The sequence below is a fragment of the Leifsonia poae genome, assembly GCF_020009625.1.
Taxonomy (GTDB): Bacteria; Actinomycetota; Actinomycetes; order Actinomycetales; family Microbacteriaceae; genus Leifsonia; species Leifsonia poae_A.
In genome coordinates this window covers 1,166,264-1,178,878 of sequence record NZ_JAIHLP010000002.1, presented here as the reverse complement: position 1 = coordinate 1,178,878, position 12,615 = coordinate 1,166,264, and the positions used below count along the sequence as shown (strand labels likewise).

Below are 12,615 nucleotides of genomic sequence, written 5' to 3'. Positions count from 1 at the left end.
GCGCGCTGATCGCCGACGCGGCTAGTGGGCCTGGCCGATCTCATACGAGTCGCCGGGGATGCAGCGGCTGTCGGCGATGAAGTTGGCGAGATTCTCTCCGATGCTGAGTCGCACCAGGCGCCTGTCCGGCCCGGTTCCGGTGAGCCAGGGCGGATCGGAAAGGATGTAGCGGTGCGGGGTCAGTGTGAAATCGTGCTCGACCGTGACGGTGTGACCGTGTTTCGCCCAGAGGTCTCGGGCTTTCTCGGCCAGTTCGTCGGGTGGAATGGGGAGCGGCTGACCTGTCCGGAACGATCCCAGAGTGTAGTGAGCGCCGCCCGTGCCGTTCGGCAGCCGGCACCAGTCCCATGTGTCGGTGTCTTCGATCCAGTCACCTCCGATGAGATCTCTCGATGCGAGGTACAGTGCCCGCACCTCTTGTTTGACTTCTTCTGGCGTCATCGTCATTGCCTCCTTCGATAATCTTGTTTCGGTGTTGGGGGGCCACTGCACAGTCCCGCATCCGCAGAGGACCATGACAGCGATAACCGACGTCGCCACCGCAATGCGGCGCCCTATCCATTTGTCTTTCATGGCAGTCCTTTTCTGGCCAGATCGTTGGCGCGGTCGACGAGTTGCCGCGCCGCGCGTTCTGAGGGTGTGCCCGCTATGGGGAGGTTCGCGCCCAGACCGGTCGTTGCTCGCGCGGTGTTGTGCAGCGAGTTCGTGTCGCTATCCAGGTAGCTGTAGCTATTCGGCTCGTCCCGCGGAGCGAACGGCCCGTGCTGGGTGATGCCGTGAAGCGGCCTGCCGTTTTCGTCTTCGCCCTCTTCGGAGCTGAAGCCGTGTGCACCGAAGGCCGGGGCGGTTGGGTCCTGGCGACCACTGAGTACTTGCCCGATGCCTGCCCACCCGTCGTGAGCGCCTTGGCTGGCGAAGAGCTCGCCTGAGGGCACATTGAGGGATCGCGCATTCGGAATCGTGGTGGAGACGCCTGCTGAACCGAGGAGGACGAGGTGGTCAGCGCGAGCGCGTGTCAGGGCCAGGGCGGCCACATTCGTGCCGTAGGAGTGTGCGACGACCGAGACGTCGAGGTCTCGTCCGCTCATCGTGCGCGCTGCCCGAAGGCCATTCAGCGCATCCGCGAGCCGCTCGGCTCCAACCTGCGCCAGATCATCGCGCGACACGCTCACCACGTCGCGTGCGCTCGGTGCTGAGTAGTCCAGCCATGCGATGACCGCGAATCGTGAAGGGTCCGGGTCATTCGTCACACCCATCTGTTCACGCCTGAGCGCATTGGCAGCATCGACGTAGGTTCCGATGTTTCCGGCGACGTTCGTGCCCATTCCGGGCACGAGATAGGTGACGTTCGTCGCCGTGTCGAGGTCGCCGCGCGTGATCGCGGCCTTCGGATCGGGGTCGAGAGAGAAGGCGACGAACTGACGGGGCGGAGTGTCGCGCATCCCCGGGCCGAGAGCGGTTTTGAGGGCGCGGAGCGTCTCGAGGATGACGGGGTCGGTGTTCGGGTTGCCGGCCGCCTCGGCGAGGGCTCGGTCGAGGACGAGGGTGTTCGCACGGTCGCGGGCGTAGTAGGCGACGCCGTCGAGGTTGCCGATCACGGAGGGGATCAGCGTGATGAGCGCGTTCTGAGCGTCGGAGGGCACGCCGGGCGTGGGGCCGTTCATGGCTGCCCACCACCCCGCGATCGAGGCGGGGTCGCTCGCGGCGAGTTTGTTGGCCAGCTCGGGACGCTCCTGGAGCAGGATCCAGAGGTCGCTGGCACTGAGCCCGGAGAGCATGGTCAGGAGGCTGACGGGTGTTGACGACTGCAGCACCGTGCCGGTCAGCGGCGCAAGGGCGCCGAGAATGTCGTTGCCGGAGAGGGCGGTCTGGCAGGCGGAGTCGGCCTGGCGGCGCCAACCCACCAGGAGGCGCCACTCCGCGTCGATGCGCGCGAGTCGAGCGGTCTCGTCGGCGATCTGCTCGGTCAGATTCGCTCGCTGTCGTGCGAGGCCGGCGTGGTGCTCCTCGGCCCGCGCCGATGAGACCGGGGGCAGCTCATATCGGGAAGAGAGCTGCAGGGTCTGCAACATCATCTGCAATCCGGCGAGGGCGGCCCGAGCGGTGCGTCGCTGCGCTTCGAGAGTGGCCTGCCGATTCTTGATCTGGTCAACCCGGGTGGCGTAGCCGTGCAGAGCGATCGCCTGCGCCTCCAGACCGGAGGCGAGAAGGAGGAGATCGGGCACGATCGCGTGCATCGCCGCCTCGAACGCGAGCTGTGAGGCGCCGCGCCAGGTCGACGCTGATACCGCGGCGACGGCGGCCGTCACCTCGGTGTGCGCGCCGCGCAGCTCGACGGCCTTCGCTGTGCGAGCCGCAGCGATTCTATGGATGCCGGACGGTTCGCCGGCACCAGGATCGTCGGTGATCATCGCGATCGGAGGGGTCGGACGGTAGGGGAGCGTCGTGGCCTCACCGGAGCGCAACGTGCGCCCGGAGCGCCGGGACGGGCCGTTGAATCGTGCACCGCTGGACCTGTCATGACGATTTCCCCCCCGGAAGAACGATCGAACAGATTCAGCCTAAGGGAGTGACATGTGAAATTGAATATGCTCAGATCCTACAAATGCATTTCGGCGCTCGCTGACGCCGGGCGCTCGCTGACGCCGGGCGCTCGCTGACGCCGGGCGCTCGGGACCGCACGGCCTGAACCGCGTGCTCAGATACTCAGATGCGGTCGACGCGATCGAGCAGGCCCCAGACGGCCTCGCTCAATTCGGGGTGCTCCAGGGCGATCCGGCGAAGTACGCCGTACTCGAAGCGTTCGAAGGTTTCGCGGCCGGCCGCGGGGTGGTGCGCCCGCGCCTGCTCGTCCGCGAGGTCGAATTGATCGATCGCCGCCAGGCGCAGCCCGATGACGACCTGCTCGTCGACGCTCGGCAGGTCGGGAATGAAGTGCCACGGATCTTCGCCGGCGCGGCAACGGAACTCGATGATCGCGGAGAGTTCGTCTCGGGCGTGCTGCCGCAGTAACTCGATGCTGGTGGGCACGTCGTCCATCCTGATCGTGCCTCCCTTGCGCGTCGTGACCGGTGGCCTCTCTCTGTCGATTGGTCCAGCCTACGATGCGCGCGCGGCGGGCTGGAAGCAGTGTCCCACCGGCCGGGATCAGCTTGTGCGCGAGAGGAGGAACTCGTTGAGCGCATCGCTCAGGGGCGCATCCACCGGGAACTCCTGGCCGTCGAGGTGGGTCACGGGCGCGGCCTGGCGCACGCTCGACACCAGCCAGAGGGCGTCGGCGCGTGTCAACGCGTCGGCGGGGATGCGCTCGTACGACGTTCGGAAGCCCTGCTGTTCGAAGAACTCGAAGACGCTCGCCTGGGTGGTGCCCGCGAGGATGCCCTGATCGGTCTGGGGCGTTCGCACGGTATGCCCGTCGAGCACGATCACATTCGAGGTCGGCCCTTCGAGGGCGAAACCGTCGGAGCTGACGAACACCACGTCGTCGGCGCCCCGCCGGGCGGCCTCGCGCAGCGCGGCCCGGTTCGTTGCGTAGGAGAGGGTCTTCGCGCCGGCCAGAAGCCAGGGCGAAGTCTCGGCGACGTCGTGGCGGTAGCCGCGGTCGAGCGTGACGACCCGGATGCCGCGGCGGGCGGGGCCGAAGTCTTCCGCATCGGCCACGTACACCCACCCGCTCGGCTGTCCGGTGCCCTCCGCTCCCCGGGTGAGGATGAGTTTCGCGTAGAGTTCGCGGTTGTGACCGTGCTCGAGGTGGAACGCCTCGATTCCGGAGAGGACGGCGAGGCGCCACACCGCGAGGTCGGGCTCGGCGAGGTCGAGCAGAGCGGCTGAATGCGCCAGCCTCAGCAGATGCGGTTCGAGGGCCTGCGGATGTGCGTCGACGACGCTGATCGTCTCGAAGACGCCGTCGCCTCGGGTGAGGCCGAGATCCGTCAGCAGAACCTGGGGCGCATCCGGGTCGGCCGCGGCGAACCCGAGCGAGCCGGATGGGGCGGCGTCGGCGGCCCCGACGGCCGGGGCGGTGATGGTGAGCAGCGTTGCACGAGTCATGCCCCTATTCTGTCGCGCGGATGCGGAATCCGGCATCGCCGACCGGCGGCCGTTCAGTCACGATCACCCGGTCGACCTGGGAACCGGGCGGACCGTGCCGCAGCCAGGCGAGCATCCGTTCGACCCGGTCGGGTTCGCCCTCGACCTCCACTTCGACCGTTCCGTCGGGCAGGTTGCGGGCGAACCCGGCCACCCCGAGCCGGTGAGCGGCGTCCTGGGCGCCCCAGCGGAAGCCGACACCCTGCACACGTCCCTCGACGATCGCGTTCCTGCGGATCATCGCCCCATTCTGCCCCGACCGACGGATGTGTGCGGTTCGAACGCGGCGCGGGTGCGTTTGAATGGGTCGGTGACCTCTTCTCTCCTCACCGCCCTCCGCGCCGATCTGCGTGCCGCGGGGTTCACCGTTCCCGCCCTCACCGCTCTGTGGGGCACCGTTGGGGCCGAGGCGCTGCATCGGGGGCAGCGCATCCCGGCCCTGCGTGCGCTTGCGGCGCAGCGGGCGCGGTCTGCTGCGACGCCACTGGCGACCCTCGCCGAGCTGTTCGTGCTCGGTCGGGCCGTGGAGGCCGAGGATCTCGGGCGGGCGCTGCCGACACTCGGCACCGTCGGGGCGGAAGAACTCGCGCTGGTTCGTGCGGCCGGAAGCACGGTCGAGCCCGCCGTCGACCTGCGACCCTACAGTTTCGTGGACGCGCTCGGTGCCGCCGAGTGGTGGATCGTCTCCGACCTCGGCGAGCTCGCGCTCGGCGGGGCGCTCCCGGTGGACCACGTGCTCGGCGTCGGCGGGGCCTCCATGACGCTCAGTGGTCTCATGCTTCAGGCACCGGTGGAGCGGGCGCTCGACCTCGGAACGGGATGCGGCATCCAGGCGATGCACGCCGCCCGCCACGCGAGCCGGGTCGTCGCCACAGACATCTCCGCCCGCGCCCTGCGTCTCGCCGCGCTCAACGCCGAACTCAACGGGATCGACTCCATCGAGTTCCGGCTCGGCAGTCTGTTCGAGCCGGTCGCGGGGGAACGGTTCGACCACATCGTCTCCAATCCGCCGTTCGTCATCACCCCGCGGGGCGACGGCGTTCCGGAGTACGAGTACCGGGACGGCGGGCTTGTGGGGGACGCACTGGTGGAGGCGGTCATACGCGGGGCGGGCGAGCATCTGACCTCCGGTGGTGTCGCCCAGCTCCTCGCGAATTGGGAGTACCGCCGTCACTCGGTGCCGGATGCGTTCGACCGAGTGGCCGACTGGCTCGACTCGACCACGACCGCCCTCGACGCGTGGATCGTCGAACGCGACGTCGAAGACGCCGCACGCTACGCCGAGACGTGGATCCGCGATGGCGGCACGCGCGCCGGCACGGCCGAGTTCGACCGTCTCTACGACGCGTGGCTCACCGACTTCGACCAGCGCGGTGTCGACTCGGTCGGATTCGGCTACGTGCTGTTGCGGCGCCCCGCATCCGGCGCTCCCACGCTGCGGCGGTTGGAGCGACTGCATGGCAGCCTCGGGGCGAACGAGTCGGGTCTCGGCGTGAACATCGGTGACAGTCTGCGGGCGCACGACTGGCAGGTTGAGGTCGACGATGCCCGGCTCACCGCCACCCGGTTCGTCGTCGCCGGCGACGTGACCGAGGAGCGGCACTCCTGGCCGGGAGACGATGGACCCACTGCGATGCTGCTGAGGCAGGGCGGTGGATTCGGCCGCACGATCCAGGGGGATGCGGCGCTGATCGCCCTGGTCGGCGCCTGCGACGGCGAGCTGACCGTCGGAGCCATCGTCGCTGCGCTCGCGCAGCTGCTCGAGGTGGACGAGACGGCGCTCGCTGCCGAACTGCTGCCGATGGTGCGTGCGCTCGTCGTCGACGGCTTCCTGAGCCCGGCGTGAGCGAGCGATCGGTGGGGTCGGGGAGCGAGCGGCGACATCTCGCGCTGACCCTGCTCGTGGCCGGCACGTTCTTCATGGAGAACCTCGACGGCACGATCCTCGCCACGGCGGCGCCGACCATCGGTCGCGACTACGGGATCGACTCGGCGACGGTCGGGGTGGCGATCACGGCCTATCTGGTGACGCTCGCCGTCCTCATCCCGATCTCGGGCTGGCTGACCCAGCGGCTCGGCGCGCGCACGGTCTTCGCCGGCGCGATCGTGGTGTTCACTGTCGCGTCGGCCCTGTGCGCGGCCAGCGGCGACCTCGCCCAATTGACCGCGATGCGCATCCTGCAGGGGGCCGGTGGCGCCATGATGGTGCCGGTGGGGCGCCTGGCCGTGCTGCGGGTGACCGACAAGAGCGGCCTCGTGCGAGCCATCGCCTGGCTCACCTGGCCGGCTCTCGCCGCCCCCATCGTCGCCCCCCTCATCGGCGGACTGCTCGTGACCTACGCCAGCTGGCACTGGATCTTCCTGCTGAACATCCCGCTCGGCGTCGTCGCGTTCGTGGCCGCGCTGCGGCTCACCCCGACCGATATCGAACGCACGCGTGCACCGCTCGATTGGGTCGGATTCGTGCTCACCTTCACCGGTGTGGGCGGCATCGTCGTCTTCGGCGCTCTGCTCGCCGCCCCGTCGGCGCCCCTGGCGGCCACGATCGTCTCCGGGGTGGCAGGCGCGGTGCTCACCGCTGCGGCCCTCTGGCACTTCGGCCGCACCGCGCATCCGCTGCTCGATCTGCGTGCGTTCCGGGTCGAGACATTCCGGGTGACGCACGCGGGCGGCTCGCTGTTCCGGCTGACCATCTCGGCGGTGCCGTTCCTGCTGCCGCTGTTCTTCCAGGATGCGCTCGGCTGGTCGCCGGTGCAGGCGGGCGCGGTCGTCCTCGCGCTGTTCGTCGGCAACCTCGTCATCAAGCCGGCGACGACGCCGATGCTCACCCGCTGGGGTTTCCGGCGGGTTCTCATCGGCTCCACCATCGGAGCAGTCGTCACCATGCTTCTCGCGGCGTTCATCGCGCCGCTCACGCCCATCGCCCTGATCGTGGCGCTGCTCGTGGTGAGTGGGATGACCCGCTCCACCGGGTTCACGGCGTACAACACGATCGCGTTCGCCGACATCCCTTCGGCCGAGATGACCGGCGCGAACACGCTCGCCTCCACCGTGCAGCAGATCGCCGCCGGGTTGGGCGTCGCTGTCGGTGCCATCGCCCTCCGTTTCGGGGCTCCGCTGGCCTCTCTGATCGGGCAGGACGATGTGGCCGGGGCGTACCGGGTGGCGTTCGTGCTCATCGCCCTGGTGGCGCTCGGGTCGGTGATCGAGGCGCTGCGGCTGTCCCCGGCCGCCGGGGAGAACATCCGGCCGCCCCGGCGCTCAGGCAGGGCCGCCCCGCTTCCGGCGGATCGGTAGACCCCGCGCCTTCGACCGATCCCGGGAGGCGGAAGGGAGCCGGCCAGCGCCGAGCGGTCACTCGATAGCAGCCACCTTTATTCAGGCGTCGTCGGCGGGTGGCGGCCGGTGAGTCCTGAATAGGGGACTCTGCGGCGCTTCTGAGGCGTCAGTTCCTGATAGAAGGCACCCGGAGTTCTGCTTTCCGCCGCCCGAAGATAGGGCATCTTCCCGATGTGTCGGGGGTGCCTTAGCGACGAGTGTGGAGGAACGGAAGAAGAAGCGGACGGGGACGAGAATGTTGTTGTCAGAGGAATTCGCGATCGGCCGGATCACGTCGGCGGAGGCGGACCGGCGCGCCACGGAGATCGAGCGGGCGCGGAGGATCCGCGAGGAGAATCTGGACCGCGATGCAGCACGGCTCGCTGCTCGGGCGGCGGCCCGCGCAGCGGTGGCTCGTGACGCACGGGTGCGCGCGGCGGCGGCCCACGCGGCGGAATCGGTGCCGACCGGAGAGCGGCCCGCCGAGGAGCGCGAGCAGTCGCCCGAGGCCTCCCGGGAGCTGCAACCGGCCGGGTGCTGAGGCCGATTCCGCCGACGGCGGACAGAGCCGCCGGACCGGGCCGGGATGTCGGCGGATCGTGGCACGATGAGGCTATGCGATCACCGGCGTCGAGCCCTGCGATGATCGGGCGGGAGTCCGATCTCGCGGCGCTGCGCGAAGAGCTCGAGGCGGTCGCCGCGGGGCAGCCGCGGGCGGCCGTCATCGGCGGCGAGGCGGGTATCGGCAAGACCCGGCTGCTCGACGAGTTCCGTGCCGAAGCGGTGCGCTCGGCGATCGTGGTCTCGGGCCGGAGCGTGGATCTGGGCACAGGCGGGGCGCCGTACGCGCCGTTCACCGGCGTGCTGCGTCAGTTGATCGACACGCTCGGCCGCGACGAGGTGATCGCGGCGGCCGGTCCCGGGGCCGGAGCGCTCTCCGTGCTGCTGCCCGAGCTGAGCGCCGCCGAAGGGATGCCGGCGCGAACGGGCGCCGACCGTCTCTACGAGCTGGTGACCGTGCTGCTGGAGAACGTCTCGACGGTGCGGCCGCTCGTGATCGTGATCGAAGATCTGCACTGGGCCGACACGGCCACGCTCGAACTGATCCGGTTCGTGGTGAGAATGCTGGCCGCCGGCCGCGTGCTGCTCGTGTTGAGCTATCGCAGCGACGAGGTGCTTCGCGGGCATCCGCTGCGCTCCTACCTTCCCGAGCTCGATCGCACGCGCCGGGTCACCCGGTGGGAGCTTGCGCGGCTGGCCCGTGACCAGGTGGCTGTTCAGGTCGAGCGCATCCTCGGCTGCACGCCGGATGCCGACACCGTCGACCGGGTGTATCGCCTGAGCGAGGGGGTGCCGTTCTTCGTCGAAGAGCTGGTGGGTATCGACGATCTGGGCACCGGAGAAGACCTGCCAGAGACACTGCGCGAGCTGCTTCTCGCCCGCTACGAACGGCTCAGCGAAGCCGCGCAGCGCCTGCTCCGGCTGATTTCGGCCGGGGGAGTGTGCGTCGACCACGCCTTGCTCGCGACCGTCTTCGAGGGAACAGCCGACGAACTGGATGAGGCCGCCCGTGAGGCCGTCGTGGCCAATGTGCTCAGCGCCGACAGCACGGAATACACGTTCCGCCATGCGTTGGTGCGCGAGGCGATCCACGCCGACCTGCTGCCGGGGGAGCGCACCCGCTTCCACACGCGCTACGCGCTGGCGCTGGAACAGGAGCAGGAGAATCACGAGCCGGGCGATCGGCGCGAGCGGTCGGCGAGCCAGATCTCCTCCCACTGGATGGCGGCGCACGATCTGCGGCGAGCCTTCACCGCCACGCTGGAGGCGATGGAAGAGGCACGGGTCTCTTACGCCTATCGCACGGCGGCCGAAATGGGCGATCGCGCGCTCGAACTCTGGGATCAGGTGCACGACGCCGAAGCGATCGCGGGGCGCAGCCACACCGAGCTGCTCTCGAGCACGGCATCCGCTCTGCGCAACGCGGGCGACAACGAACGCGCACTCGCCCTGGTGAATGTTGCGCTGGCCGACGCGGGTGGGCTCCCGCCCGCGCGACGGGCCCGGCTGCTTCGCGACAAGGCGCAGTATCTCGCGAACCTCAGCCGGCCGGGCTCCGTCGAGCTGTTGCAGGAGGCGCTGGCGCTGCCCGAGCCGGGTGACGCGCTCCGACCTCAGCTTCTCGCGGAGGTGGCGGGCAGGCTGATGCTGGAGGCGCGGTACGACGAGGCCATCGAGATGTCCACGCTCGCGATCGACGAAGCGGGCGCCGCCGACCCGGCGCGGGCCTCGATCGCGCGAACCGTGCGAGGCATCGCCTCCATCGATCGCGGCGACATCGAGGAGGGGGTCGCCGATCTCGACCGGGCTCGCGAGCTCGCCGGAGGCGAGGCGGGCGCCCTCCTGCGCAACTCGGTCAACGCCTCCGACGCCATGAACGTGCTCGGCCGCTACCGCGATGCGGTCGCGATCGCCGAGGCGGGAGCCGCGCAGGCCCGCGCCCACGGGGTCGAACGAACCTCCGGAGTGATGCTGTCGTCCAACACGGTGGAGCCGCTGTTCGCACTCGGCGAGTTGGATCGCGCCGAACGCCTGCTCGATCCCGCTCTTGCGCTCGATCCGCCGCCGCTGTTCCGCGTGCACCTGCAGCGCATGAAACTCTGGCTCACCCTCTGGCGCGGCGAGATCGACCGTGCCGAGGAGCTGGCACGGCGCTGGCGCCCCGCGATGCTGGTTCAGGCCGAGATCGAGATGCAGTCCCGCCTCGGCTTCGCCCGGGTGGCCGCCGAACTCTCGATCGCGCGCGGCGACCCCGAACGCGCCTGGAGCGAAGCCGGCGTGATCACCTCGCCATCGTGGCGCTCGATCCCCGCCTACGACCTGCCGCTGCTGGCGGTGGCTGCGCGTACCCTCGCCGTTCTGGCCGACAGGAGAAGAAGCGGCACCACTCCGGCCGACAATCGGTCGATCGCCCCGGGGTCGGCCGCCACGGATGCGCCGGTCTCCATCGCCGCAGAGGCCGGCGCCCTTCGCGCCATCCTCGCCGGGCTGACCGCCTGGCCGACATATCCCGTCTGGGCTCCCCTGATCGAGGCGGAGTTGGAGTCGATCGGGCCCGGCGTGGCCGCGGGCGACGAGCCCGAGGGTGTATCGGGCGAGTCGTCTGCCGGAGTGCGGGATTCGGCCGGAGCGCGCGATACGGCCGAATTGGTGCGCGCCTGGCAGGAGGCCGTCGATGCGGCCTGCTCGCCCCTGGCCCCCGCCCATCTGCGCCCCTACGCATTGCTCCGCCTGGCCGAGGCGTTGGTTCTCGCGGGGGACCGTGGCCGCGCCGAAACGGCAGCGGCGGAAAGCCGTGAACGTGCCCACGTACTCGGGTTCGGGCTGATCGAGCATGCCGTCGACGAGCTCGACGGCAATGCCGCCCTCGTACGGCATGCTCCGTCACGGGCGCCGGGAAGCGCACTCACCGACCGCGAGGCCCAGGTGCTCGCACTCATCGAGCAGGGCCTCAGCAACAAGCAGATCGGGGAGAAGCTCTACATCAGCGCCAAGACCGCGAGCGTGCACGTGTCGAGCATTCTGAAGAAGGTGGGCGCTGCCTCCCGCACCGAAGCCGTCTACCGGGCCTCCCACGCCCGCTGAGGTTCCGTCCGTCGTCGAAGCCTCAGCCGTCGACGGTCAGGGCGCAGGCGATGCAGAGCTCGGCGGTCGGGCGAGCCCGCAGCCGGTCGAGACCGATCGGCCGCCCGCACAGCGAGCACACGCCGAACGTCCCGGCGTCGATACGATCGAGGGCGGCATCCACCGCGGAGATATCGGCGGCCGCATCCCCGCGCAGAGCCTGGAGGCGTGACCACTCGTACGACAGGGTCGGCCCCTCCGGGTCGTGCTCGTCGTCGGCGGTCCCGTCGGACTTCGCCGAAAGCACGAGGCCGAGCGATTCGGCAAGCCGTTGCGACTCCGCCCGGTCGTCGGCACGACGCGACTCCAGCAGTGCGGCGAGTTCATCGAGTTCGAACGCGGTCAGATCGTTTTCGTCCATCGTGTCGTACTCCGATCGCTCGTACGCGTGCTCCATCGCCATCGCCATCCCACCCCATCCGTTCGTTTCCGTCACCCGACGTCGACCAGAGGCGTCCCCGTGTCGGGTGCGTTCCATCGTCACCAACGGTCACGAGAGTACGCCTGGATTGCGCAAAAGCGCGACACGGCGCTCGCGTACGCTCGGATGGTGCCCTCGTTTCGTGTGATCGTCGCTGTCGGATCCCTGCGCCCGGGTGTAGCCCCGCCGGAGGTGCTCCCCGCCGCTGCGGCTGCCGCGGCGGAACTGACCGTCGTCGAAGCGTCGAGTGTCGACGTGGTTTCAGGGGAGGCCCGGCTCACCGTGCGATTCACGGCCGACAGCGTCGACCAGGCGCTCGTGGTCGGCCTGCACGTGGCCGAACGCGTGAGAATACTGGCTCAGACGGGGAACTGGCGGGTCACCGAGCGCGTCGCCGGGCGGTGGTTCCGCCGCGGCTGACGACCGGGATCGCCGGGCTGACCGGGCCGACCGAGCCGACCAGGAGAGCCGGGCGTGCCGAGGTCTCTCCCGGCCGCCATCGGACCCCGGGCCGTCACTGAACGGGCAGCGACTCCTCGATCAGTCCAACGATCTCCGGTGCGTCCGGCTCCACGGTCGGGCGGAAGCGGTGCACCTCGCCGTTCGGAGTGATCACGAACTTCTCGAAGTTCCACTTGACCTTGCCGGCCTTGCCTGAGGCATCCGGGGTCTTCGTCAGCTCGGTGTAGAGAGGATGCTGCGATTTGCCGTTGACCTTGATCTTGTCCATCATCGGGAACGTGACGCCCCAGGTCGTGGAGCAGTACTCCTTGATGGCGTCGGTCGAGCTCAGCTCCTGCAAGAACTGGTTGCTCGGGAACCCGATGACGGTGAAGCCGCGTTCGCCATACGTCTCCTGGAGCTTCTCCAGCTTTTCGTATTGCGGGGCCAGGCCGCAGCGGGAGGCGACGTTGACGACGAGGATGACCTTGCCGTCGTAGGCGGCGAGGGAGGTGGCGGCGCCGTCGATCGTTGTGAGGGGGATGTCCGTGAGGGTCATGATGTGAGCTTAGGCACGCTCCGAACCGATCCGTATGCTTGCATCGAAAGTATCCAGCCAAGATTCAGACAAGACGCGTCGCCGAGCGCTCCGGTCGCCGCTC

The 12,615-nt window shown here is 69.3% G+C and carries 12 protein-coding genes; 5 read left to right on the top strand and 7 right to left on the bottom strand.

Annotated features, from left to right (window positions below; genetic code table 11):
- Positions 1-21: 21 nt before the first annotated feature.
- From K5L49_RS06285 to K5L49_RS06265, 5 genes are all read right to left on the bottom strand, one after another.
- Entirely contained in the window at positions 22-441 is a 420-nt protein-coding gene (locus K5L49_RS06285) for a hypothetical protein (RefSeq protein WP_223691246.1), read from the bottom strand.
- A gap of 128 nt (positions 442-569) precedes the next feature.
- Positions 570-2,465: an alpha/beta hydrolase gene (locus K5L49_RS06280; protein ID WP_223691244.1), complete on the bottom strand. Its 1,896-nt coding sequence runs from the start codon at positions 2,463-2,465 to the stop codon at positions 570-572.
- Positions 2,466-2,706: 241 nt separating this feature from the next.
- Complete coding sequence (locus tag K5L49_RS06275; protein ID WP_223691242.1) at positions 2,707-3,039, bottom strand: hypothetical protein; 333 nt, start codon at positions 3,037-3,039, stop codon at positions 2,707-2,709.
- Positions 3,040-3,147: 108 nt separating this feature from the next.
- Entirely contained in the window at positions 3,148-4,050 is a 903-nt protein-coding gene (locus K5L49_RS06270; protein ID WP_223691240.1) for an aminodeoxychorismate lyase, read from the bottom strand.
- Positions 4,051-4,054: 4 nt separating this feature from the next.
- Positions 4,055-4,330: an acylphosphatase gene (locus tag K5L49_RS06265; protein ID WP_223691238.1), complete on the bottom strand. Its 276-nt coding sequence runs from the start codon at positions 4,328-4,330 to the stop codon at positions 4,055-4,057.
- A gap of 69 nt (positions 4,331-4,399) precedes the next feature.
- On the opposite strand from K5L49_RS06265, the gene K5L49_RS06260 reads away from it, so the two are divergent.
- From K5L49_RS06260 to K5L49_RS20395, 4 genes are all read left to right on the top strand, one after another.
- Positions 4,400-5,935 (top strand): DUF7059 domain-containing protein, encoded by a 1,536-nt coding sequence (locus K5L49_RS06260; protein ID WP_223691237.1) that lies wholly within the window; start codon positions 4,400-4,402, stop codon positions 5,933-5,935.
- A complete protein-coding gene (locus tag K5L49_RS06255) occupies positions 5,932-7,386 on the top strand; it encodes an MFS transporter (protein ID WP_223691235.1) in 1,455 nt (484 codons plus the stop codon). Before K5L49_RS06260 ends, K5L49_RS06255 begins: the two co-directional genes overlap by 4 nt.
- A gap of 283 nt (positions 7,387-7,669) precedes the next feature.
- Complete coding sequence (locus K5L49_RS06250) at positions 7,670-7,948, top strand: hypothetical protein (protein ID WP_223691233.1); 279 nt, start codon at positions 7,670-7,672, stop codon at positions 7,946-7,948.
- 74 nt (positions 7,949-8,022) lie between these two features.
- The gene (locus tag K5L49_RS20395; protein WP_308116521.1) at positions 8,023-11,052 is read left to right on the top strand and encodes a helix-turn-helix transcriptional regulator; all 3,030 of its coding nucleotides are present in this window, start codon (positions 8,023-8,025) and stop codon (positions 11,050-11,052) included.
- 22 nt (positions 11,053-11,074) lie between these two features.
- Here K5L49_RS20395 and K5L49_RS06235 read toward each other — a convergent pair whose 3' ends face one another.
- On the bottom strand, positions 11,075-11,527 hold the full coding sequence (locus tag K5L49_RS06235) for a TraR/DksA family transcriptional regulator (protein ID WP_223691231.1): 453 nt from the start codon (positions 11,525-11,527) through the stop codon (positions 11,075-11,077).
- A gap of 111 nt (positions 11,528-11,638) precedes the next feature.
- On the opposite strand from K5L49_RS06235, the gene K5L49_RS06230 reads away from it, so the two are divergent.
- Positions 11,639-11,932, top strand: a complete 294-nt coding sequence (locus K5L49_RS06230; protein ID WP_263298824.1) for a hypothetical protein — start codon at positions 11,639-11,641, stop codon at positions 11,930-11,932.
- Positions 11,933-12,026: 94 nt separating this feature from the next.
- On the opposite strand, the gene K5L49_RS06225 is transcribed toward K5L49_RS06230, so the two are convergent.
- A complete protein-coding gene (locus tag K5L49_RS06225) occupies positions 12,027-12,512 on the bottom strand; it encodes a glutathione peroxidase (protein ID WP_223691227.1) in 486 nt (161 codons plus the stop codon).
- Positions 12,513-12,615: the final 103 nt, after the last annotated feature.

Excerpts from the sequence above, each read along its gene's own strand:
- K5L49_RS06285 (WP_223691246.1), bottom strand. The coding sequence starts at position 441 with ATGACGCCAGAAGAAGTCAAACAAGAGGTGCGGGCACTGTACCTCGCA.
- K5L49_RS06275 (WP_223691242.1), bottom strand. The coding sequence starts at position 3,039 with ATGGACGACGTGCCCACCAGCATCGAGTTACTGCGGCAGCACGCCCGA.
- K5L49_RS06270 (WP_223691240.1), bottom strand. The coding sequence starts at position 4,050 with ATGACTCGTGCAACGCTGCTCACCATCACCGCCCCGGCCGTCGGGGCC.
- K5L49_RS06265 (WP_223691238.1), bottom strand. The coding sequence starts at position 4,330 with ATGATCCGCAGGAACGCGATCGTCGAGGGACGTGTGCAGGGTGTCGGC.
- K5L49_RS20395 (WP_308116521.1), top strand. The coding sequence starts at position 8,023 with ATGCGATCACCGGCGTCGAGCCCTGCGATGATCGGGCGGGAGTCCGAT.
- K5L49_RS06230 (WP_263298824.1), top strand. The coding sequence starts at position 11,639 with ATGGTGCCCTCGTTTCGTGTGATCGTCGCTGTCGGATCCCTGCGCCCG.
- K5L49_RS06225 (WP_223691227.1), bottom strand. The coding sequence starts at position 12,512 with ATGACCCTCACGGACATCCCCCTCACAACGATCGACGGCGCCGCCACC.